Genomic DNA, 22,429 nt, shown 5'->3' on the forward strand with positions numbered 1-22,429 from the left:
TGATTATTTCTCTCAAAAGAATGCAAGACTTCGCTTCTCTTTCTCTCCTCAACAAAAAACAAAGAATGATACGGAGTCTTACTCGGAATATTTGAATGCCCTTCATGAATTTGATCAAAGAAACAAGTATATCGAAGGACTTCATGTAACAATAATAATACAATAAAAAACAATACGAATTTATTGTAAAACGATAAATCATATGATAAAATCATGTTGTCATTAAATAAGTGAGGTATTTTAAATGAATGTTAAACCAGGTTCAACCACTTTCTTAAAGGTAATTATTTTTCTGGTTGGAATTGCAGTTCTTGCATTGTGCATATTTTTGGTGCCTAAGATTGGGAATTTTGCTGGGGAATTGTATCCAGATATTGCTTATATGAAATCTCTCGTTTTAATCGATATGTACGTGGCAGCGATTCCTTTTTATTTCGCTCTTTATCAAGCTTTTAAACTTTTAAGCTATATTGATAAGAACCAAGCGTTCTCGGAATTATCGGTAAAGGCTTTAAAGAATATAAAACACTGTGCCATCACGATCAGTACCTTGTACCTGTTAGGTATGCCACTCTACTATCTCATGGCGAAAAGAGTTGACCCTCCAAGTTTCATACCAATCGGATTGGTCATTATTTTCGCCTCAATGGTGATCGCCGTTTTTGCTGCTGTTCTCCAAAGACTTTTACAAGAAGCTATTAATATAAAATCAGAAAATGATTTAACGATCTGAGGTGAATATCATGGCGATTATCATCAATATTGATGTGATGTTGGCAAAAAGGAAAATGAGCGTAACAGTACTTTCGGAGAGGGTTGGAATTACTATGGCGAATCTTTCCATTCTGAAAAATGGAAAAGCAAAAGCGGTTCGTTTTTCAACATTAGAAGCGATATGTAAGACTTTGGATTGTCAGCCAGGTGATATTTTGGAGTACAAGGGTGACGAAGACACTCAATAAAAACAGACAACAACTTTCTTCAACCAACGGGATTAGATAGTGAAATTAAGATGAAGGGATAGCTATTAAGCTATCCCTTCTCTGCGTTTATTATTGATATTTAATTAGAGAATTCCATTGAGAATTGCATTGATATTAGTGACAAAAAATGTGATGTGATTTGCATTGTTTGCACCTCAAAAGGGAACCCGTTAGCCGCAGCCATCCCTTCTTTAATATAAGCACCCGTTAATTTAGATAAGATAAAAAACAAAAAGGCTTATATTCCAAAGTGTATCATGTATTTATTTTCCTCTTTAGCCTGAAATATTTTAGAAGCTAACTCATTAAGTTCAGCAGATTTTTTATACATCGTTGAAGATGTAATCACATCATAAAACATTGATAAAGAATCAGGTGGAATAATTGTAATTCCCCAGTAAGCTAACCCAAACTCTGGGCGTTCAAGCGAATGAAAGTAGGTTCTCATAATAGATAAATGCTCATTTAAGTGATTAATAATTTCATCATCAACAGAAATACATTTATATTTTTGTGGTTCATAACCAATATTTCTTTTCAGATTTTCGATATTATCAATTATTCCAAAATCATGAACAGGCATTATTTAAGACCTCCTGATACATAGTGAGCCTTCTTGCCACTTAAGATATTGCATAAAAGCATACTATTGTTTAAGTACATTTTTTTCAAAAACTCTATAATTGAAGGTCATAAGAATGAATATGTTGTACAAATAATATATTAAAAAGTGCTCATATTCCTTTGCATTAATCTATTTCCCATTTTACATCAATCTTCCCTTTCAAATTATCCCCTGTGACTATTAATATATATATACCTGCTTTTTCTGCATTAAACTGGATTACATTCGTATCACTGTCTCTATATTCTCCATACGTATCTTCTAGCTCTTTCATCTCTACTAACTTCCCGTTATTATCTAAAATATGATACCCATATCCTCCCTCATTCATTTGGTCAAAGGATATATAACTCGTTACTACATTTCCCTTTTTTAAAGATATTGGAATCTCGTTTTTTCCATTGAAACGCTCAAACTCTGCGGAAAATGATGATTTTGTCTTTTCTTCGGTCCAATCTTCTTTTATAGTAAAATCGAATAATCTTATACATAGCAGTAGAGGGAAGACTAAAAGAGAAATCCATACTAATTGCTTTTTTTTCTCTAAAAAATAGTAGCTAAAAGCATAGATAAATGCACATAATGCACCAACACTTCCAGCAATCAATGAAAACAAATTAATACCCATAAATGGAAAAAACACAATAAATCCTGCTAAACAGTGCAAAAGGATACTCGTCTTGTATGTGACCTCTCTCCATTTATACCTTACTAAATCGATTAGCACTGTCATCACTAGTGCATATCCACAAATTAATCCCCAAACCTTTATATTTGATATAGACTCTGTAAACTCATACAAATCAAATTCGGTTCCCAAAATGATATATATACACATAATAAATACTAATAGACCAAGCGCTGCTAGTTTATTAAGTATGTACTCCATTACATTGTTATTAAACGTTATTTCTAAATTCATAAATCCCCCTATATGAAATTTTTCAATATGATATAAATAATATTAGCAGACATTCCCAATATATTACACAAAGGATTTACAGATTGATTGCCCGGATAGCTTAAGTGTAACTTTTCACAAATAATCTTAAATTAGTATGCCTACTGTTCATATTCCTCAACAATCTGGCCCAATTGTTGAATAAAGATCAAACAGCACTCTTTAACTATCCTGCCCCTTCGTATTATAAAGGTCAGCCAGTTATTTCTGGTTGAACAATTTTATATCGATATATGATAACGGTATCCGGGTTAGAACGTTCCTGCCCGTGGGGCTTGGACCCCGTCAACTAAACAGTTCGCCCCCTACTTGCTTAAACATGATTTGGCTGGTTGGGACCAAGATCTCGTATAACAAGCGAAGCTATGATACTGCAAGAAGGATTAGGGGTTACCGGCAATATTATGTTTTTGGAGGAGATAAAAAATGAATCCAGTGGTTGGTCTGGATGTAGCTAAAGGTGAAAGTCAGGTTCAAGCGTTCTTGGATAAAAAGAAGCCTTATAAAAGAAGTTTTAAAGTAGCACATACCATTGAAGGACTAGAGAGCTTACACCAATATCTTAGAGAGGTAGAAAACGTAACAGGAATTCGACCTCCGGTCGTTTTAGAGTTTACTGGGCATTATCATACGCCCGTTGTACAGTATTTTGAGGAGAGAGGTTACTTATTAATTATCGTTAACCCACTCATTTCTTATCGTGCGAAGAGCTCTAGTTTACGGAAAGTAAAGACAGATTTAATCGATGCACGTCACCTCTGCGAGCTGTACTATAAAGAGGATTTAGAGCCTTATAAAAAACGAGGGATACAACTCTTAAATCTTCGTAATCTTTCAAGACAACATGCAAATATAACAGGTATCTATGCAAACAAAACTACAGTTTCAGGCTGTTCTTGATCAAGTATTTCCTAAATATAGAGGGGTTTTTGGAGATTTGTATTCGGTTGTTTCTTTGCTTACTCTATTAGAATTCCCTACTTCTGAAGACATATCAGCAGTCGATGAAGAAACCGTAGCAAATAGGATTAATGAACTTTGTCCAAGTCGTTCTAAAAAGTGGGCGAATACACAGGCAGAGAAACTTATGGCTGCCTCAGCTCGAAATCCTTTTCAGAGAACTTTATATCAGAGTCACATTTTAAGCCTAGAGATGTATATAAAAATGCTTCTAGAATACCAAAAGCACCTATCCAAATTTGAAGAAGAGATAAATGCTTTGGCAAAAGAAATTGAAGAATATAAGATTATCCAATCCATCCCTGGTATCGGTGAAAAAATCGCTACAACGATTATTTCTGAAATTGGAGAGATTGATCGGTTTAATCACCCTAAAAAACTAGTGGCATTTGCCGGAATTGATCCAAGTATCTTTGAATCAGGTAAATTTAAAGGCTCAGTAAATCGGATTACCAAAAGAGGTTCTGGTAGACTACGGCATGCCTTATATATGGCAGTTCGTTGTGCCATTCGTGATTGTCGCAAGAAGAAAACGACAGATGAAATCATCCCTCGGAACAAGAGATTACGAGAGTTCTATGATAAGAAACGTGAAGAAGGAAAGCCCTTTAAAGTAGCTGTGATAGCATGTGCCAATAAGCTTCTACAATGGATTTGTGCACTATTACAAAATAACTCAACTTTCCAAGATATAGCTTAGTTCAAAAATATAACTATATAATGAAAAACCTTCCAAAAATATAAATTAGGTAGGTTAGTTGGCATGCATATTTTTAGTATAGCATGAAATATTTTAAGTTTTCATTGAAAAATGTTGACTAACTATTAGCTGGTTTAGTTCTATAAGACTTATTGTTGAGTTCACTTTATAACCACAGAAAATAAATGGGAATCTATATTATTCCAGAAATATTGAAAAGTAGCGGCGAGAACAAGACTAAATAAAACTTATTTTTTACTTTAAGCCACTCTAACCATTGTTACGATTAAATAAAAAAGGCGAACTGTTCAGTTCACCTTTAATCTACTTTTTCTTCTTTAATTTTCTGCTAACTGTTTTGACGATTTTCACAATAATAAATACCACTATAACAAGAACAATGATATCAATTATTCCATTTACTATGTTAATATTCTTCAAATGTTTTCTACCCCTTAAAATGCGTATTTATTAAATGTACCAGTTTTAATAGCAACTTGCACATAAGCATCAGTATAAGTGTAAACAACATCTACTCTAGTATATATAACTTTTTTAAAGAAACCTTATAGAAAATATATTAAATCAGTAATACCCAAAAAGATTATACCTATGAGACCTGAGAATAATGCTATTTTCGCTCTAAAGATTGATCATTTTTGTGTTCCTTAATAAACTAAAGCACCCGTTAGTTCATTAAGAAAAGCACATTATTTGTCTATCTCTTTTACATAAATCATAGATCTAGGTAGTATACCTAAATATAAATAGCCTCATCAAGTTTTTGATGAGGCTATTCACTGCGTATAGTTTATTAAAGTTTTTGCACTAGAACCAATATATCTTTAGGAGCATTTCTTTATTTTTGAACGGCTCTAGTATAATAATATTCTTCAAGAGTAATTCCTTGGCTCATAATAGTTTGAGCTATTGATTTACCTACATATCGAAGATGCCATGGTTCATATTTATACCCAGTGACTGATTCTTTTCCTTTAGGGTATCGGATAATAAATCCATAATCATCTGCATGTGCCTGTAGCCATTTTGCTTCTTTAGTACCTCCAAAGCAATCCTGTGCCGCGCATTTACCATTTCCTCCTGTCACATCAATAGCAAGGCCTGTTTCATGCTCACTTGTTCCAGGTAATGCACTGTATGTGATTGCTTTGGCATAACCATCCCTTTTTACATAATAATCAAATAGAGCAACTTGTGTAGCATGTGATCTGTATGCAGATACACCGAGAAGACTTACTCCCTGCTTCTTGGATTCCGCAAATAATTTGCTAATGGCAGCAGCTGCTTCACTTCGCATTTTTCTCTTTTCTGTCTTTTCTTTAAAAGTAAACGGTATCGACGTATATACTAAGTCTTTTGGTACATAGTTTTCTGGTAGCTTATTTTTTTTATTGACTAACACTGGAATACTTTCAGGCTTTGCAACAACCTGAATGGCGTCAGATGAAGGATTGGATACCTTTACATATTGGCTACTAACATAACCTGTTTGACCGTTTAAGCTAACCTTTAGCCATCCATTCGCATCTTTTCCAGTAACCGTTAACTTTGTGCCCTGTTTAACTGTTGCTATAATTTTATTAGCAGTAGAAGGACCTGTACGGACATTCAGGTTAGCAGTTGCTGTATAGATTACAGTTGTTGTACTAGAGCCAGATGAAGAGTTTGATATTTTTACATATTGGCTACTAACATAACCTGTTTGACCATTTAAGCTAACCTTTAGCCATCCATTCGCATCCTTTCCAGTAACCGTTAACTTTGTGCCCTGTTTAACTGTTGCTATAATTTTATTAGCAGTAGAAGGACCTGTACGGACATTCAGGTTAGCAGTTGTTGTATAGGTTACAGTTGCTGCATTGGCTACACTTGGTTCTAACCCCTTAATATTTGCATGGTTAAAACCGATTAAACCTGCACATAAAATAATGAAAGCAAAACCGTTAGCTAGCAATCTTTTGTTTAACGTTACTTTATTTAGTTTTGACATTTAGAACACCTCATCTTTAAGGTATATTTTAAAAAAATAAACGTCACTGGTTTATTATTCCAATTAGAAACAAGGATGTTGAAATGATTATATTTAGGTTAGATAATGTAAACATATGAAAACAAAAAGAACGCACATTTTAGACATATCTAATATGTGCGTTCTTTAATTATAGAACTAACGCACCCATTAGTTTAAGTTCAATCATTCACATTTTCTTGAGATTAGTTAAAAGATATTGTTCGATGAGATATTTAATAGTTGGATTAAAATCGTATATAACAACTTTCTTATCTTTAGCAAGTTGTTCGGTAAATAGTCTTGCGAAAAAGTCTGTTATATGTCCTGGTATCTTACCGAAAAAAGAATCAACAAGTTTAGGAGTCAGGGATAAAAGGGACATTGTTAATTTTTTCAGTTCCAATGATTCGATATTTTTCCGATAAAAATTAGTACCAGCTTGTATAACCTCGTTTACTGAACCATGATTGCTTTCAAGTTGACTATGAGATAAGGCATAATTTTTGAATAACTCCGTATTAATTAGATCATAAAATATCGACACATCTTTTGCAGGAATGGAGTAACTTAATAGTGGTAATTCAGGAGATACTGTCTCTAAATTACTAAATAGATTATTCAGAGGGAAATATAAATCAGGGGGAATTATATCTCTTATGTCATTAAGATCAGGTCTACCTAACATCGAAACTACACCCTTATTTAGCTTCATAGATAAAACAATATCTTTAAGAAAATATTTGTAATTTGCCACAGCTCTATATTGATCGTCATTCAAATATCCTTCCGGCATGAAAAAATCAAATAGATCATTAATAACCTTATCTACCTCATTTAATTTCTCCGTTGATAATATTTTGTAACTTGTTTTAGGAAGGAGTATTTTTTGTGGATTTTTTTCAGAAATTAAAAACTCGTGAATTCCAGCCTGAATCATAGTTGAGTAAAAGATCCTATGAACATTAACATTTGTACTTGATTCTTTGTGAATTATTGTAATTGTTTTGTTTATTCCTTCAAGTGCACCTTGTTGATAAGGGGTTATTAATACACCACGATTCATTCTTTTTGCCTCCAAAACAGTTATCAAATAACATTTATTTAAAACTATAATCCTATATTATCATTAATTTCTCCGCCTCGTATGGAAAATCCTTCTTCAACTAAACTGCCCCGTTAGTTGAAGAAGAAATACTAATCCCTAATAAGATATTTACCTGCCTCATTTTTAATCCTTGATATTACATCGTTCTCATTAAACTCTAAAGGTATATCACCATTTCGTAGTTCATCAATCATTTCACTTATCTCATACCACTCCATCAAATCATTTGGATAATCTAAATCCGAAGCAACAATCCGATAAATCATATAAGCAAAATCAAAGGTCAATGAATGGTTATTTTCTTTAATAATTTCATTTGCTAAATGTCCTATATAGGCTCTAGCACATATCTCAAGGGTTGGTTTCTCTATTACCAATTCATTCAAAGCTCTTTTAAAATAAACTTCCACTTCGAAAATATTTTCGTCAAATGGAAATGAAGAAATAATATTTACGGATGGTGATGACACATCGGTTTTTAACAAGTTGTGCGACCAATTTACATAATCCTCAGTCCAAATAGTTCTCTTTTGAATCTTGTAAAATAAAGCATTTGTTTCCATTTTATTAACCACCTTATAGGTTCTATTCCTACAACCAGATTATAATCCTTATTAAACTAAACTGCCCCGTTAGCTCCATAAGAAAAAGAGCTGCCAAAGCAACTCTCTTCATAAGTAGACTCCTAAAAAATAATATTGAACCAATAAATGCCTGAAGTTCCATCTTCATTAATTTATCTTCTTTTTGTCTTTGCTTTTTACTATAATTTCATAAGATTCCTCACCTAATATTTTCGATATTTCCTCGGATTTCAGAAATTCAACAATCATTGATTCGATTTCAGTTCCAAGTGCTTTAGCTTCTGAATCAGAACTTGGGATGGAGGTACTTATTATGAAGCTCAACGGTTTTTCTTTATAACCTACACCTGTAACCTTAAACTCTTTTTTTGACATAAGCCCTTCAGCAATCGCAGGTGTAATTAATGCTCCTGTATCTGCTTTTGCTATCTTCACAGTAGGTCTATTTATATCAATACTATAATCTTTATAGTTATTCAATTCTGTAACGTCTATTGCCGTTTTCTCAACATCATCTTTAACGGCATCGTAGTATTTCTTGGATCCGTCTATATCTATAAAAATAATTTTTTCCTTAGGATCAGTTTGTACCAAATCAAATTTATAGTCCAATTGTTTTAGTTTTTTTGTAACCTCATTATCAAGTATTGTTTTTTCTTTCAGCTCTTCTTCATTAAGGTCATAATCATTTTGCGCTAGTTCTTTACTAACTTTTACGGAATAGGCATCATAGCCTTTTGATTTTAAAATTCCTTTCACGGTCTTTTCTATCTCATCTTTTACTTCATTAAAATAATCATCTGAACCCTCTACTCTTACTTCTAATTCCTTTTTAGGCTTGTAACTGATTCCTGTTCCACTAATTTTGTAACCTTTTTCCTCTAATTCATCAATAATTAAGCTACTTATTGATTCCGATTGAAAAATTGAGCCTAAATATGGAATGTTCGAAATCACTTTTGCCATTGCAGGAGATACAAAGGCAGAACTTATTAACAATCCAAGTAATAATACAGCAACACTGCTGAAAAACATTATTTTTTTTCTAAGACTCCATCTTTTTCTATCACTCTTGCTTTCAGGTTTAAGTTGATTATGCCTTTCATAATCTTTTTTTGCATTCTCCATCCCTAATATAACCCTATTATTTAATTCCTTTGGGATCTCTATTTTATCCATCTCTTGTCTTATTTTATTGTCCATACATATCTGACCTCCTAGTTTTTTTTCGAAGGTTTTGTAATGCTCGATATAAAACGGATTTCACCGTGCTTAATGGTGTATTTATAATCTCTGAAATCTCACTAAAAGTGTATCCTTGAAAGTATTTTAGTAATAGAACAGTTTTTTCATCTTCATTTAGTTCTTCTAATAAATCTTGTAGGGTTAGTGACAAAGGAATATCATCCGTGCTGTTAGAAATAAATTCAACAACTTCTTTGTTTAAATGAATCACTTTCTTTTTTTTCCTTAATAAATCAATTGCGCAATTTATCGTAATTTTAATGATCCAAGTTTTAAAAAGTTTCAAGTCATTCAAAGTATTAAATTTTAAGAAGGACTGATATGCTGTTTCCTGAACAATGTCTAGTGCATCATCTTTATTTTTTACGTAAACATACGCCATCTTGTAAATATCCTGTTCGTATTGCCGAAAGAGCCCTAAAAAAGCTTTATCGTTATCCCCTGGATTTCTGTAATTAGACTCAATTATGTTGATCACCTTCTTTTGTTTTTTTGTGTATACCTATTAGACGTAAAACTTACAATTTTAGCCGAATGTTTTTAAAAAAATCCTAAAATACTTAGTCATTTTTGATAAAAAATAATTTTAAAGCAGAAAAGTAGTTCTACTATCAGTCAGTACCTTAGCAAAAATAGTGAGCTAGTCTACATATAAGCGACCTTTTAGGCAATGAAAAAAGAATCTTCGATTGGAAGATCCTTTTATACATCTTATTAAACTAAAGCACCCGTTAGTTCAGTTTCTATAAGCTCTTAAAGTCCACCATCTAAACCGTCAATTTTTACCCCTCTACTCCACTCACGATCGATTTTTAATTCATTATTTGTAGTAGATATGGTTAGTTCTCCTTCCTTCTCATACATTTTAGATGAGTTCTCGTCATAAATTTTAAATGTCGTTGTATATAAGTAATCGATTGTGCCATCATCATTTTTGCTTTGTTCTTCAAGTTTCACATCTTGTACTTCAATACTTTTCTTAATTTGTTTGGATACCAATTCTGGTATTTGAAATTTACGGTTAGCGATTTCAGCATTATATTGATCTTCGGTTAAATATACTTTAATCTTTTCTGCGATTTCATCAGAAGTTGGGGGATTGGATGGATCTTTAATCGTATATAGTTCTGTACTATAACTATTAAATAACTTTTCCGCCTCTTCTATTTTGACCACATTTTCCTCTTTAACGGGTTTCCCTTCTTTTTCTTCACCGTTTTCTTTGACCACATCTTTGTTACATGCAACTACACCAATAAACACTACAGACAAAAACAATAAACTAAGATTTTTCTTTATGATAGCCACCTCATTCCCTTCAAATGAACCTAAACTCTACATATTCTATACAAATTATGAATTACCCTTGTTGAACTAATCTGCCCCGATAGTTCCATAACAAAAAGAGCTGCCAAAGCAACTCTCTTATTGAAGTAAAGCACCCGTTAGCATTCCTGTAGATCGTTAAATATCAGGTTTGAAAAAAATAGAGCCCCTCAGTAAGATACGAGTATAGAGTCCAATCTAACTCTAAGTCTTAAGGAGGAAGCCCTACTATGAATTTTAAAATGCAAAACAAACAAAATCAACTAATTGAAAGAATTACGGATCAACATCTAGTTGTTGGTGTGGATATCGCCCAACACGTACACGTGGCCCGTGCTGTAAACTATCGGGGCATTGTGATCGGGAAACCTTTGTCTTTTGAAAATAACGAAGAGGGTTTTACTCGATTACTAAACTGGATCAAGGAACTAAAACGCATGAAAAACCTAGACACCACGATAGTCGGAATGGAACCTACCGGTCATTATTGGATAAACCTTTCAAAGTGGCTAGTCAAACAAAACATGGATGTCGTCACCGTCAATCCTCACCATGTCAAAAGAAACAAAGAAAATCGTGATAATACGCAATCCAAAAGTGATAAAAAAGATGCCCTTGTCATCGCTGATATGGTGAAGAATGGCTACTATGCCTTTGTTCGTTCCACTTCAGAATCATTTGAAAAACTTCGTGTCCTTATGGCTAATCGAGATGTGATCGTTAAGCGTCTTGTTAGCTCCATCAACCAAATTAATCGCTGGGTGGATGTTGTCTTTCCCGAGCTCCGGCAAGTGTTTAAAGACGTATCATGTAAAGGGGCAATCGCAACCCTACGCCTCTTTCCTACCCCAGCTGAATTATGTTCCTTACAGCCTCAAGATATCGTAACCGGTTGGAAATCATGTATGAAGCGACATTCCGGGCATAAAAAAGCCCGTTCCCTGCTTGGATTGGCCAAGCGTTCAATTGGTACGAAACAAGCCCTTGATGCGTATAAACTTCACTTGGGACAGTTATTAGAGGAATATGATCTCGCTTCATCTCAACTCGAAAGAGTGACGCAAGAAGTCACAATCGTCTTGGAACAGATTCCATTCGTTAAGCAAATACTTGCCATTAAAGGAATCAGCGAGATTTCACTAGCGGGAATCTTAGGAGAAGCTGGAGATCTGAGTGGGTTCGCTCACGGGAATGCGCTCCTTCGTCATGCAGGATTGCATCTCGCTGAAGCAAGCTCTGGGAAGTGGAAAGGCCAAATTGTTCTTTCCAAACGTGGAAGATCACGCCTGCGGCGTTACCTCTTCCTTGCGACCATGAGTCTGGTGATGAATAACCCTGAGTTTAAAGCCCTACACTCGAACAATGTTAAGGTGAAGAAGATTAAGAAAATGAAATCCATCATGAAACTTTGTGGAAAACTCGCTCGTGTCCTAGTAGGGATAGCTCGTAATGGCTCTGCCTATAAACCGGAAATGATTTTCCCACTTGAACAACTAGCAGCGTAAATTTACATTCACATGGTTATTTAACGAAAGTTGGCTTATTCGTAGGATTTCAAAGAAAGCACGAAGTACTGGATGTAATGAACAAAAGGGCAATGACCCGTTCCGTTAGCAAAACCAGCCTCCACCCCTTGGATAGGCATGACGAAGGAATGAAAGGGCATATGATTATGACCCGTTGAGACATGGGAGGGAAAGCCTCCAGGGGCAGCGTGGAAAATGCGTGCAGCATATGTAATAATATGGGATTTTCAATAGATCCCCTATTTCAATCTGCCCTCATCTTATCAAAACGGTCCTATCTCTTTCGTCCATCTAAAGCAACCTATACCATGTGGTTTGAAATCCTGCGAATAAGCGAGTATTCGTGACCATTATCTATTAAACTGAGGGAGTTCATTAAGCCTTTTTTCTTTTCTTCCAGTCTGTCACTTAATTCGTTAAAGGTCTGAACTACCTCAGGCATTGATAATTTTTTTGCTAATAAACTCCCTTTTTCGATTGATTTAGAAGCTTCTTCAAATAAATTTGCTTTAATTTGAGCATCTGCAAGGCAATACCAATAAAACCAAGCATCCATTTTTGAAATTTTATCTTTATAGAAATTTTCAATTATAGGATAGTATTTAGAATATGATTCTTTATCAAAAACCAATTTTTCACCATTCCATTTTAATACATCTACTAAATAACTTTCACCAATATACCATTGCCAGATTGCTAAACTGACTTTTTTATTTTGGTTCAATATGTCTATTTCAAAATAAGGAACATCTGCAATATTTATGAATGAGTTATCATTCCACTGAAAAATTTCAAGTTTGTTTCCTGCAGCTGCACCAATTGTAACACCGATTAAATATTCTTTTGTACCATCACCAGTAATATCAGCCAAACCTGAAAAATTCAAACCAACTCCTTGAGCTTTTGTTTCCCAAACTTTTTGCCAATCATTATTAACCTTCTTTAGTACCATTACTCCAAACTGGGAAGGATTAGGTTGTTCTTTTGCTTTAATTTCAAAAGTAGCGATTATTTCTTTTTGCCCATCGTGGTTAAAATCATAAAGTTGAATTGACTGTGTGGAGAAAGGTTTTTCAGGGCTTACAAGTAAAGCGTTCGACGGAGTAAACTCTTTAACAATTTTCATAAGCTCTTCATTTAGTTTTTCGTCAGCTTGAACAAATATCGGTGAAAGATTTAATGTCACCAATAGTAAGGTAAATTGCATTATTTTCTTCATTCAGTATGTCCCCTTATACGGTATAGGATTATAATTCCCTATTATCGCTTTGTATATTATGGACTTTATTTATAAAACAATTATTAAAGTAACCTGCCCCAATAGTTGCATAAAGAAAGAGCTGCCTTAAAGACAGCTCTGATCCTAAGCTAAAGCACCTTTAGTTGAATAATTTTGGTACTCCACATCAAAACTTTTACAAGATTGTTTAGCTCTCCCGTCTACATTGGATACGGCTTTCTTTTCCGGAAATACTTTTTTGTATTTTAACCTTATTTATTTTAACACCATGTTCTGGAGTATCGGTCAACGTGATATGGATTCTGTCGTAGGGAACATCGCCATGATGCGCTACATAATTTAACGCACTTGCATGAACGATATGTCTATTCTCATCCCCGTTTATTCTTTCGATTTTATCTATTTTTGGACACATGATAAAATCTGAGTAAGTTTTGTCGAGGTAGGAAAAGTATCTTGTATATAAAGTTTCTTCAAGCAATTCATCTTTGGGAGCTCCAACACTTTCATATTTCCAGCCAACTAAGAGCCAATCATACAACTCTAGTGATTTCAATCGAATTTTTATATTATTTCGGGTATATATAACCTCACTCTCTGCTATTGTGCATGTTTTTGCTTGGTTTTCGGAAATACAATTATATGCAGGTTCGATAACCGCAACATCCCCGTTTTTCATTTTTATTTTCAATATCGAGACTATGGGAGTTTTATTTAACTCTAACTCAGTTGCTCCTTCGGAATGACTTGATGTGTTTATCCATTTAACAACCTTATTGATGATTACTTCTTCATATCCATCGCTTTCCTTAAATAAACGAGATCCCCCATATAAACGGTTTACTTGAACAGATAAAACATCCCCTGTTTTTAATTTTGGTTGAATATTTGCCTTTGCTAATTGTATTGGGGAAAATAACACAGTAAACACCAGGACTAGTATGACTAACTTTTTCACGATTTAACGCCACCTCTGGATGTAAGTATTGTAGGTATTTTCCCCTTATATTAAAACTAAATACCTAAATAACAGCTGCAAACCAATGACATTCCTATATAAAAAGGTTCGTCATTTGACAGCCTCCGTTATTGAACTAACCTGCCCCTATAGTTGCATAAGAAAAGGAGCTGCTGATCAGCTCCTGGTAATGAAGTAAAGCACCCGTTAGTTTAAGTACATTTCTTCACAAATGGAAAATTTCTATCAATGATAAAAAGGTAATTGCCTCTTTTATCATTTACAACTGTATACACGGCTACGGGCTTGTTAATATTAACTTTCTTGTTTTGACATCATATATTTTGTAACCAATTTCAAACATATGGTCCTTTGTAACTGTCACCTTACAATAATAAGGGATTGACTTTCCATAAGCATCAAGTGCAGGAATATCATTGAAAGTAAACAGTTCATCTGTATCGAGCATGTTAAAGTCCGCCATAGAAGAACGACCTGATGAATCTATTTCCACAACACATTTTCCACTGACGACATCATATTCCTTTAGCACAACATATTTTAGGCTTGGGAGGGTAACAGCTAAAAGAAAAACACCAAATACAAAGCTTCCTAAGCTTTTACCTACATTTAATAATGAATATTCTTTATCAACATACATAGCAAAAAAAACAAATACTGCGCCTATTACTGATAAAGCTCCTACTATGAGCATTAAATAATAAAAGATCATCTTTTCACTTCCTATAACAATTGAATGGTAATATTACCAAATGATAATCCTACTTAAACTAACCTGCCACGATAGTTGCATAAAGAAAAAACTGCCTTAAAGACAGCTCCGATCTTCAGCTACGCACCTGTTAGTTGATTAAGGATGGTCTTTACACCATTAGACTATCAAATAAAATTCCTGAAAAAATTAACACCATCCCAATAATGATATGGACTTTTTTTTCATTTATTTTTGAATTTTCTAAAATAGTAAAGATGATTCCAATTAGGCCAATATATACAACACTTCTTATAAAATAAGATGTATTTACAAGAAAAAGGTTAGGAAACTTTTGATAAAGACCAGATGTAACACCCATAACAAACAAAAAAAGAGGAATTCTTAATTTCCAATACATTTCTTCACCCCATTTAATCAAGGAAATTATTCCATTATTTTATCATTAATCAATTCATAAATGAGTTATTAATGAACTAAACTGCCCCGTTAGTTCCATAAGAAAAAGCTGCCTTAAAGACAGCTCCGATCTTAAGCTAATGCACCTGTTAGCTGAATAGCCTTAAATAAAACTTAAAATAATTGTTATTATCAAACCTTGGGCTAACAAAGTTACTAAAGTTCTCCCATCAAGGACTTTTTCTTTATTAACTATTAACCTTTGCCCTATAAAGTTAATAATTAAGACAACTAAAAATGTAAAAATAAAAGTAATTATTGCATTATCCATATATAACTATCCTTTCTTCTTGAAAAATTAAAACCATAAGTAATCGTAACACATTGATCTTATACTTTATTTAAGTAACCTGCCCCGTTAGTTGAATAGAGTTTAGTAGGATTTATTATTAAAACAGTCTTCACAAATGAATTTGCCTTCGTTTCTTAAATAAGCTTTTATCTCAGTAAAACCTTTTCGTTTTGGGTAACGCATTTTTACAAAAACAAAGTCATCTTCCTTAATCTCTTTATCACATACAATACATTTAGGTTTATCCCACAACACAACTAAACCTCCTCCGCCAAATAATAATTTCCTTAATACCTATACGAATAACTTTTATAATAGTTTCTTTAACTAACCTGCCCCTTTAGTTGCATAAAGAAAAAGCCTTAAAGACAGCTCCGATCTTCAGCTAACGCACATGTTACTTCAATAAGGAAAAAGGGTATATCCTGTTAATGTATCACAATTAGTTCATTTATTTAATTTCATCTTAGACTTTAAATTTAAGATAAACTCGTACCCAAAAGCTACTAACAATCCAGTCCAAAAAATTACAACGGAAGTAAAAGGCTCAATTCCATATATTAGAAAGTAAATATAGTTTATAAATAATAGCAACATATATGTGTAAAAACCAAGTATTGCTCCTTTTTTCCAATTAATTGACTCTATTTTAGACATACTTCTGAAGAATTTCATTTAAACCTCCACAATATAAATTTACCCTTACTGTTCCATTTATGCCCTTTAGTCACTCTACTAAATCTGAACATAATACCATTATTTTACCATAAAAATTATGATACCTTGTTCAACTAACCTGCCCCGATAGTTGCATAAAGAAAAAGCTGCCTTAAAGACAGCTCTGATCTTCAGCTAACGCACCCGTTAGTTTAAGTAGATTTCTTCACAAACTTTTTAGTATTTCAGTTAATACAGGAATGCTGCCCCTTTAGTTCCATAAGAATTTCCTTTATATTAATTCACTTTAAGGATGTTTAAATGCTTCGATGTAGAAATCAAATCTATTTTATGATTTCCTTTTGTGTAAAAAACGGAAGCCCCTTCTCTTTCTCCCTTTTTCCATCCATTCGCTTTAAGGACTAATTCATATCCAAATGGTATGCCATTTTCTTCCGATGCTTTTGACCAATCATAACTTTTCCCTTGTTCATTTTCCTGGACTAGCTCAGCATTTTTAGGAACTGGGAAGTCAAATGAATCTTTTGATGGTTCGTATAGAGATAACGTTATAAAATAATAAATGACTCCACCTACCAAAAGCGTAGCTAAAGTAAGTGTCCAACCAACCATTTTCTTCATTTTACTTACCCTTCCTTCATAGGTTGTTATTGGGATCGATATTCCATATCCAAACAACTATTTGTTTTCTACATATTCTATTCAAATTGTGGATTATCCTTGTTCAACTATCCTGCCCCGTTTAGTTGCTTAAAGAAAAAGCTGGCTTAAAGACAGCTCTGATCTTCAGTTAACGCACCCGTTAGTTGATTAAGAAATTAAGGTAATCCTAAATTACTAATAAACTTTTGTATCATTATTTATATTTTCAATTTTAATAAAGTCGAACTCTGCTTCGTAACCTTCTCCTTGTGGGCTGCAAGCATAGATGCCAACTTTAATATTATCTGTCTCTTTAACCAGGTGGGTCATTCTTATTTGTCTCCACGAAATACCATCTAATGAATATTCAACATAGTAATTGTTTTCTCTTCTGGTTATTCGATAAAAAAGTGAATTCTGGTCTTCTGAAAATTCCTGACTAGACCAATCAGAATAACCTTGATTAGTTACAACAACACCTAATTTACTATTGCCATCAGGTATATATTCAACAGAAGTCTTTAACCAAGTATCACTTGAAAATCTCACCATTAAGCCAGCTTGGTCGTATCTATTCTCTGGTTTTGATTTTACTTTAGTAGTCAATCTAAAGTCTCTGTTTACTTCATAGTACAAAAAATGTCCATTATCAGCTTGAAAACCATAATGTGTTTTTTGCCAAAAATCTGTTTGCTTATCAGTTTTAATAATTAAGTTCGAGCTCTCGCAATTATGATTCCACTCGTTAGGCGGGGAAAACCATTTTAAATTTTTATCTAGTTCTGTATTTTTGAACTCCTCTATCAGTATGATACTATCAGTCATAATCGTTGCCACCTTACTGTTATTAATTAAGAAAAGAGCCGCCTTATAGACAGCTCTGGTCTCACCTATCGCACCCGTTAGTACATTAAAGCAAAGTTTATTATTTGTGATTATTTAATATTCGAACCTCTTCTTCTAGTTTATCTATTTTTTGTTGAAGTTCTTTCTTCGGTTGCACTAGTTTTCTTAGTAAAAATAAAACTAATATTACGAAAAGAGAAGATAGAATTAATCCTGGAATACCTATATTACTCAACAAATACACACCGCCCAATTATTATCATTAACCAAATTTTAGTTTTTTTCATAAAAATAGTCAATAGTTACAGTTCGACTAAGCTACGCTTAATGAACTAAACTGCCCCGATAGTTGCATAAAGAAAGAGCTGCCTTAAAGACAGCTCTGATCTTCAGCTAACGCACCTGTTAGTTGAGTTACCAAAATACTATTATTTTTTTATACTTTCTAAGATGGACTTAACAAAATTGGTTTTATCATCTGCATATTTATGTTTATTATTTTTATTCACCGTTGATAATTCCTGTTTAAGTTTTTTATATTGTATTCTTGCTGTTTCGTTATTTCTCAAATAATCTCTAAAATCCAACTGTTCAAGTAAATATTTATTTCCACTTTGATACATATGAATTTGGTGTGTTCTTGGTTCACCTTTATTAAAGTAGTATCTATCTGGTAATACATTTGTCCCTTTATATGAGTATCCAAGTGATTCTAATGCCTTAACACACTTTTCACCATCCTGAAATCCTTTAACTTCAATAGCAATATCAATAATTGGCTTTGCACTTAAATGTTTAATTGCTGTACTTCCAATATGGTGAACAGCTAAAATATTCTGACCAATTACCTCTTGAATCCTTTCTTTCTCTAATAAAAATTCCTTTTTCCAATCATTTGTCCAAGGAACTAAAAACACCTCACCTTTTGGTAATCCAAGCATTTTAATGCCTCCATAACTTAAACATCTCTCACCGTCAATTCACTCTATTTTATAACACCATTACAAATTGTAAATATTTTCTTAATAAACTATCCTGCCCCTTTAGTTGCATAATAAAAGGAGCTGCTGATCAGCTCCTAATAATGAACTAACGCACCCGTTAGTTTAAGTGTTATACTTCACAAATTATTAAAAAATATTTAATTCTAGAAATTCATCAGTTTCCATAAAACCAAACTTCTTATACACTGGTCTACCCATTTTTGAAGCCCCAAGCCATATTTGTGAAATTCCTGAAATCTTAACTTCATCAACTAATTTAGTTAACAGCTTTGTTGCGATTCCTTGCCCACGATAATTTTCATTAGTATACATATTTGTGATATAAGCCTTTTTTCCAGTCTTATTGGTGTAACAAGGTGGAAATTCATAAAAAATTACTGCACCACAAGCTATAATTTCTTCATTATCTTCCACTAGCCATTGAATTAAAGTACCATCACTTAGTTTATTTTTAAAGAAAACATATAGTTCCCTATCAATATCTATATTAGGTTCTATCCCCTCATCAACTAATTGCTTTTTTCTTAACTCGACCAATTTATCAATATCATCGATATTTGCTTTACGATATTTCAACTTCTCACAACTCCTTTATAAAATTACAACTGACCAGCCCCATAGCATAATTAATTCTCATCATTTTACCATTGATTCTTATTAAACTAAACTGCCATTAAGTTATTTACTAACCTGCCCCGTTAGTTGAACAAGGAACTATTATTTTTCATTCCCATTCCTCAGCCAGTTTTGCGTAAATAATATGGTCTACATAATGATCATATAGCCATTCTGCTTGTCTTAATCTTCCTTCTTCTATAAAACCCTGCCGTTCAGCAAGTGCTCGACTTCTTTTGTTCTCAACAGCTATGCTAACCTCAATTCGATTTAGCCCAAGTTCTCTAAATCCGTAATCAATAAAAGCCTTAAACGCTTTTGTCATTATGCCATTCCCCTGAAAATCTTCTCCAATCCAGTAGCCGATGCTCCCAATCTTACTTACCTTGTTTATTTCATTAAATCCGATAGTTCCTGCTATTTCACCTCTATAAATGATAGCAACTGACTTTGGATACCCTCCAGTTTCTACAAAGCTCTGTAGTCGAGATTTTATGGTCTCAACAGTATCCTCTACTTTTTCTACGTAATCAAGCCATCCAAGCCATTCTTTGAGATAAGGTTTTGAGCTAATGATCAAATTAAAAAATTCTTCAGCGTCACCCACATTGAATAGCCTCAAAGATACTTCATCATCGATTTTATGTATTAACAAAAAATTCTCCCCCTGACTTATTGCCCCTATCAATTCTACACAATAATACCATTTCCTTCTTTAACTAAACTGCCCCTTTAGCCAACCATGCAGCGCACGACCAGCGCTGCACCACAGAGAATGAAAATGGTGGAAAACCGTCCATACTGATTCTATGGCTGGGTGAGGAAGGTCGATGAACTATGGTGCCATTAGAGCCCATCCGTTAGTCTGACTCCAACGACCTCGGTGCATCACAGACTGTCGCTCCCTTACGGGAAGCACTCATGGTAGATTAATCCTATTCTGGTTTTTGCACCAGCCTCTAATTTTTTCGCCATAGGAAGGATGGTTTCAAAGGAAGTTATCATTGAACGAGTATGCGGAATGGATGCCCATAAAGATAACATTATCGCCTGCATTATGACCCCCGAAGGAAAGGAGATTCAAACATTTTCTACAAAAACGGTGTTTTTAATTCAACTGATGGATTGGATTAAATCACATGGTTGCACTCATGTCGCTATGGAAAGCACAGGTGTGTTTTGGAAGCCTATCGTGAACTTAATTGAGGCTGAAGAAATGGAATTTTTAGTTGTTAACGCACAACATATGAAAGCAGTCCCTGGTCGAAAAACAGATGTCAAGGATGCCGAGTGGATCGCTCAACTTCTTCGTCATGGGTTGTTGAAAGCAAGCTTTATCCCTGATCGAAATCAGCGAGAATTACGTGAGCTTGTTCGTTACCGCAGAAGTATTATTGAAGAACGAGCTAGACAGCATAATCGAATTCAAAAGGTGCTTGAAGGTGCAAATATCAAATTAGGCTCTGTCGTATCGGATATTATGGGTGTTTCATCAAAGGACATGCTTCAAGCGATCGCAAATGGTGAGGATGATCCTGAGAAACTAGCAAACTTTGCGCGACGTTCGATGAAGAAGAAAAAAGATGATTTAATCCTTGCCCTGAATGGGTATGTGAATCCTCATCAACGCATGATGCTTAAAACGATTCTAACTCATATTGATTTTCTGACTGAACAGATTGAAAACCTCGATCAAGAGGTTGCCCAAAGAGTTAGTGTGTATCAAGAAAACATAGAACGACTGGATTCAATACCTGGTATTGCCACTCGAATGGCAGAACAAATTCTAGCTGAAATCGGAACGGACGTTGAAAAACAGTTCGAAAGTGCAGCCAGATTATGTTCATGGGCCGCCCTCGTACCAGGACACAATGAAAGTGCAGGAAAAAGGAAATCAACCAGAGGCAAAAAGGGAAATAAATATTTAAAATCTGCTTTAACTGAGGCTGCTCATTCAGTTGGAGCCTCCAAAAACTATCTTGGCGCTCTATACAGACGGACAGCTGCGCGAAAAGGAAGAAAACGAGCTGGAATTGTCGTTGCCCACGCCATGTTAAGAATTTCTTATTATCTTTTAACAAGGAAAGAAATGTATGTAGACTTAGGCGAAGATTATTTTGATAAACAAAAGCAAGCTTCCATTGTAAGAAATTCGGTCCGAAGGTTAGAAAACTTAGGATATACCGTAAATATATCAGAAGCATCCTAACCACCGATTAATTCTAGGAGATCTTTATATGGCGCTGCTTTTTTTCAAAAAAATTGAAGCTTGCGTTTTCTTTAATATGGTCTTTTTCCTGATTATTAGTGTTTAATTTTCATGGTAGTTTAAGTGTATCACTTCACAATAGAGTAAAGCCTATTGGTACATAATTAAATCACCTGTAAATTAGACTTCATAATGTCTCATAAGACTTGTATCAAAATGCTTATCGTTGTAAATTGGCATTTTCCTGATGCTCCCCCAGCAGTACCCCTAGTATAAGTTATTAGGGTTATTTATTGGCGAAAGGTGTTCAATCTTAGTTGGTGATAACTGTCCATTCTAGTTTAGCGTTTACAACTCTCTATAACTTGTTCTGATCCCCCCAAAATACTGTTCTAACTAAATGTGGTTTTCCATCATCAAACTTATGAGCTTCTTCTTTACTTTTTTTTCAAAACATGCTCTTTCTATTTGTTTATTATAGTATTAATTTGATCAAACTTTATTTCAAAGCTACATTTTGAATCGTTTATGGCGAAGCTGACAATCAGGAGTGGGACTATGAAAAACTGGTCTTCAACCGAGATGAAGTGATTACACAATTTGCAAAGATAATTTAAATGACAGAAACTTTAGCTAAAATCGTAAGAGTGGCTGTTATTTTTTCTAGTCATAGTAAAATCCCCCTAAGTATGAGTGTATCATCTAC

23 protein-coding genes and 2 pseudogenes are annotated in these 22,429 nt (G+C 33.9%); 5 read left to right on the top strand and 20 right to left on the bottom strand.

Features of this window, described 5'->3' with window-relative positions; translation table 11 throughout:
* Window positions 1–244: 244 nt before the first annotated feature.
* Both JFU24_RS01190 and JFU24_RS01195 read left to right on the top strand, forming a co-directional pair.
* Window positions 245–733: a DUF2975 domain-containing protein gene (locus JFU24_RS01190; protein ID WP_201183788.1), complete on the top strand. Its 489-nt coding sequence runs from the start codon at window positions 245–247 to the stop codon at window positions 731–733.
* A gap of 10 nt (window positions 734–743) precedes the next feature.
* A complete protein-coding gene (locus JFU24_RS01195; protein WP_061465081.1) occupies window positions 744–962 on the top strand; it encodes a helix-turn-helix domain-containing protein in 219 nt (72 codons plus the stop codon).
* Window positions 963–1,221: 259 nt separating this feature from the next.
* Here the strand turns inward: JFU24_RS01195 and JFU24_RS01200 are convergent, their stop codons facing one another.
* A complete protein-coding gene (locus JFU24_RS01200; protein WP_207196621.1) occupies window positions 1,222–1,566 on the bottom strand; it encodes a short-chain dehydrogenase in 345 nt (114 codons plus the stop codon).
* Window positions 1,567–1,732: 166 nt separating this feature from the next.
* Window positions 1,733–2,530 carry a hypothetical protein gene (locus JFU24_RS01205; protein WP_201249310.1) on the bottom strand — a complete coding sequence of 266 codons (798 nt, stop codon included), beginning with the start codon at window positions 2,528–2,530 and terminating at the stop codon, window positions 1,733–1,735.
* Window positions 2,531–2,995: 465 nt separating this feature from the next.
* Here JFU24_RS01205 and JFU24_RS01210 point away from each other — a divergent pair.
* Window positions 2,996–4,229 (top strand): annotated as a pseudogene (locus JFU24_RS01210) (IS110 family transposase).
* An 859-nt stretch (window positions 4,230–5,088) separates the two neighbouring features.
* Here the strand turns inward: JFU24_RS01210 and JFU24_RS01215 are convergent.
* From JFU24_RS01215 to JFU24_RS01240, 7 genes and pseudogenes are all read right to left on the bottom strand, one after another.
* Complete coding sequence (locus JFU24_RS01215) at window positions 5,089–5,883, bottom strand: D-alanyl-D-alanine carboxypeptidase family protein (protein WP_446728284.1); 795 nt, start codon at window positions 5,881–5,883, stop codon at window positions 5,089–5,091.
* A 48-nt stretch (window positions 5,884–5,931) separates the two neighbouring features.
* Window positions 5,932–6,240 (bottom strand): annotated as a pseudogene (locus tag JFU24_RS31130) (SH3 domain-containing protein); the annotation flags it as partial.
* A 208-nt stretch (window positions 6,241–6,448) separates the two neighbouring features.
* Window positions 6,449–7,324, bottom strand: coding sequence for a hypothetical protein (locus JFU24_RS01220; protein ID WP_201249312.1), 876 nt, complete (start codon window positions 7,322–7,324; stop codon window positions 6,449–6,451).
* A gap of 131 nt (window positions 7,325–7,455) precedes the next feature.
* Window positions 7,456–7,929 (bottom strand): hypothetical protein, encoded by a 474-nt coding sequence (locus tag JFU24_RS01225; RefSeq protein ID WP_057219596.1) that lies wholly within the window; start codon window positions 7,927–7,929, stop codon window positions 7,456–7,458.
* A gap of 168 nt (window positions 7,930–8,097) precedes the next feature.
* Window positions 8,098–9,153: a DUF4030 domain-containing protein gene (locus JFU24_RS01230; RefSeq protein WP_201249313.1), complete on the bottom strand. Its 1,056-nt coding sequence runs from the start codon at window positions 9,151–9,153 to the stop codon at window positions 8,098–8,100.
* The gene (locus tag JFU24_RS01235) at window positions 9,143–9,673 is read right to left on the bottom strand and encodes a sigma-70 family RNA polymerase sigma factor (RefSeq protein ID WP_342214652.1); all 531 of its coding nucleotides are present in this window, start codon (window positions 9,671–9,673) and stop codon (window positions 9,143–9,145) included. The genes JFU24_RS01230 and JFU24_RS01235 overlap by 11 nt, the downstream gene beginning before the upstream one ends.
* Window positions 9,674–9,948: 275 nt before the next feature.
* Window positions 9,949–10,503, bottom strand: coding sequence for a hypothetical protein (locus tag JFU24_RS01240; protein WP_201249315.1), 555 nt, complete (start codon window positions 10,501–10,503; stop codon window positions 9,949–9,951).
* Window positions 10,504–10,751: 248 nt separating this feature from the next.
* Here JFU24_RS01240 and JFU24_RS01245 point away from each other — a divergent pair, with 248 nt between their 5' ends.
* Window positions 10,752–12,026 (top strand): IS110 family transposase, encoded by a 1,275-nt coding sequence (locus tag JFU24_RS01245; protein ID WP_201249316.1) that lies wholly within the window; start codon window positions 10,752–10,754, stop codon window positions 12,024–12,026.
* 322 nt (window positions 12,027–12,348) lie between these two features.
* Here JFU24_RS01245 and JFU24_RS01250 read toward each other — a convergent pair whose 3' ends face one another.
* From JFU24_RS01250 to JFU24_RS01300, 11 genes are all read right to left on the bottom strand, one after another.
* The gene (locus JFU24_RS01250; protein ID WP_201249317.1) at window positions 12,349–13,266 is read right to left on the bottom strand and encodes a hypothetical protein; all 918 of its coding nucleotides are present in this window, start codon (window positions 13,264–13,266) and stop codon (window positions 12,349–12,351) included.
* A 208-nt stretch (window positions 13,267–13,474) separates the two neighbouring features.
* On the bottom strand, window positions 13,475–14,245 hold the full coding sequence (locus JFU24_RS01255) for a hypothetical protein (RefSeq protein WP_201249318.1): 771 nt from the start codon (window positions 14,243–14,245) through the stop codon (window positions 13,475–13,477).
* Window positions 14,246–14,543: 298 nt separating this feature from the next.
* Window positions 14,544–14,978 carry a hypothetical protein gene (locus JFU24_RS01260; protein WP_201249319.1) on the bottom strand — a complete coding sequence of 145 codons (435 nt, stop codon included), beginning with the start codon at window positions 14,976–14,978 and terminating at the stop codon, window positions 14,544–14,546.
* A gap of 151 nt (window positions 14,979–15,129) precedes the next feature.
* The gene (locus JFU24_RS01265; RefSeq protein WP_201249320.1) at window positions 15,130–15,378 is read right to left on the bottom strand and encodes a hypothetical protein; all 249 of its coding nucleotides are present in this window, start codon (window positions 15,376–15,378) and stop codon (window positions 15,130–15,132) included.
* A 162-nt stretch (window positions 15,379–15,540) separates the two neighbouring features.
* Entirely contained in the window at window positions 15,541–15,708 is a 168-nt protein-coding gene (locus tag JFU24_RS01270) for a hypothetical protein (RefSeq protein WP_201249321.1), read from the bottom strand.
* Between the two features lie 102 nt (window positions 15,709–15,810).
* Window positions 15,811–15,981, bottom strand: a complete 171-nt coding sequence (locus JFU24_RS01275; RefSeq protein WP_207196649.1) for a Fe3+ hydroxamate ABC transporter substrate-binding protein — start codon at window positions 15,979–15,981, stop codon at window positions 15,811–15,813.
* A 702-nt stretch (window positions 15,982–16,683) separates the two neighbouring features.
* Window positions 16,684–17,028, bottom strand: coding sequence for a hypothetical protein (locus JFU24_RS01280; protein ID WP_201249323.1), 345 nt, complete (start codon window positions 17,026–17,028; stop codon window positions 16,684–16,686).
* Between the two features lie 216 nt (window positions 17,029–17,244).
* Window positions 17,245–17,874: a DUF1349 domain-containing protein gene (locus JFU24_RS01285; protein ID WP_201249324.1), complete on the bottom strand. Its 630-nt coding sequence runs from the start codon at window positions 17,872–17,874 to the stop codon at window positions 17,245–17,247.
* A 449-nt stretch (window positions 17,875–18,323) separates the two neighbouring features.
* On the bottom strand, window positions 18,324–18,836 hold the full coding sequence (locus JFU24_RS01290) for a GrpB family protein (protein ID WP_201249325.1): 513 nt from the start codon (window positions 18,834–18,836) through the stop codon (window positions 18,324–18,326).
* 189 nt (window positions 18,837–19,025) lie between these two features.
* Window positions 19,026–19,475 (bottom strand): GNAT family N-acetyltransferase, encoded by a 450-nt coding sequence (locus tag JFU24_RS01295; RefSeq protein WP_201183769.1) that lies wholly within the window; start codon window positions 19,473–19,475, stop codon window positions 19,026–19,028.
* Between the two features lie 148 nt (window positions 19,476–19,623).
* Window positions 19,624–20,169, bottom strand: a complete 546-nt coding sequence (locus JFU24_RS01300) for a GNAT family N-acetyltransferase (protein WP_201183766.1) — start codon at window positions 20,167–20,169, stop codon at window positions 19,624–19,626.
* 327 nt (window positions 20,170–20,496) lie between these two features.
* Between JFU24_RS01300 and JFU24_RS01305 the strand changes: the two genes are divergently transcribed.
* On the top strand, window positions 20,497–21,723 hold the full coding sequence (locus tag JFU24_RS01305; RefSeq protein WP_201249326.1) for an IS110 family transposase: 1,227 nt from the start codon (window positions 20,497–20,499) through the stop codon (window positions 21,721–21,723).
* Window positions 21,724–22,429: the final 706 nt, after the last annotated feature.

The sequence above is a fragment of the Peribacillus sp. TH27 genome, from assembly GCF_016650915.1.
In the GTDB taxonomy this organism is placed as follows: Bacteria; Bacillota; Bacilli; order Bacillales; family DSM-1321; genus Peribacillus; species Peribacillus butanolivorans.

Coding starts and splice junctions, on each gene's coding strand:
- JFU24_RS01190 (WP_201183788.1), top strand. CDS start 245: ATGAATGTTAAACCAGGTTCAACCACTTTCTTAAAGGTAATTATTTTT.
- JFU24_RS01195 (WP_061465081.1), top strand. CDS start 744: ATGGCGATTATCATCAATATTGATGTGATGTTGGCAAAAAGGAAAATG.
- JFU24_RS01200 (WP_207196621.1), bottom strand. CDS start 1,566: ATGCCTGTTCATGATTTTGGAATAATTGATAATATCGAAAATCTGAAA.
- JFU24_RS01205 (WP_201249310.1), bottom strand. CDS start 2,530: ATGAATTTAGAAATAACGTTTAATAACAATGTAATGGAGTACATACTT.
- JFU24_RS01220 (WP_201249312.1), bottom strand. CDS start 7,324: ATGAATCGTGGTGTATTAATAACCCCTTATCAACAAGGTGCACTTGAA.
- JFU24_RS01225 (WP_057219596.1), bottom strand. CDS start 7,929: ATGGAAACAAATGCTTTATTTTACAAGATTCAAAAGAGAACTATTTGG.
- JFU24_RS01230 (WP_201249313.1), bottom strand. CDS start 9,153: ATGGACAATAAAATAAGACAAGAGATGGATAAAATAGAGATCCCAAAG.
- JFU24_RS01245 (WP_201249316.1), top strand. CDS start 10,752: ATGAATTTTAAAATGCAAAACAAACAAAATCAACTAATTGAAAGAATT.
- JFU24_RS01250 (WP_201249317.1), bottom strand. CDS start 13,266: ATGAAGAAAATAATGCAATTTACCTTACTATTGGTGACATTAAATCTT.
- JFU24_RS01260 (WP_201249319.1), bottom strand. CDS start 14,978: ATGATCTTTTATTATTTAATGCTCATAGTAGGAGCTTTATCAGTAATA.
- JFU24_RS01265 (WP_201249320.1), bottom strand. CDS start 15,378: ATGTATTGGAAATTAAGAATTCCTCTTTTTTTGTTTGTTATGGGTGTT.
- JFU24_RS01270 (WP_201249321.1), bottom strand. CDS start 15,708: ATGGATAATGCAATAATTACTTTTATTTTTACATTTTTAGTTGTCTTA.
- JFU24_RS01280 (WP_201249323.1), bottom strand. CDS start 17,028: ATGAAGAAAATGGTTGGTTGGACACTTACTTTAGCTACGCTTTTGGTA.
- JFU24_RS01285 (WP_201249324.1), bottom strand. CDS start 17,874: ATGACTGATAGTATCATACTGATAGAGGAGTTCAAAAATACAGAACTA.
- JFU24_RS01290 (WP_201249325.1), bottom strand. CDS start 18,836: ATGCTTGGATTACCAAAAGGTGAGGTGTTTTTAGTTCCTTGGACAAAT.
- JFU24_RS01305 (WP_201249326.1), top strand. CDS start 20,497: ATGGTTTCAAAGGAAGTTATCATTGAACGAGTATGCGGAATGGATGCC.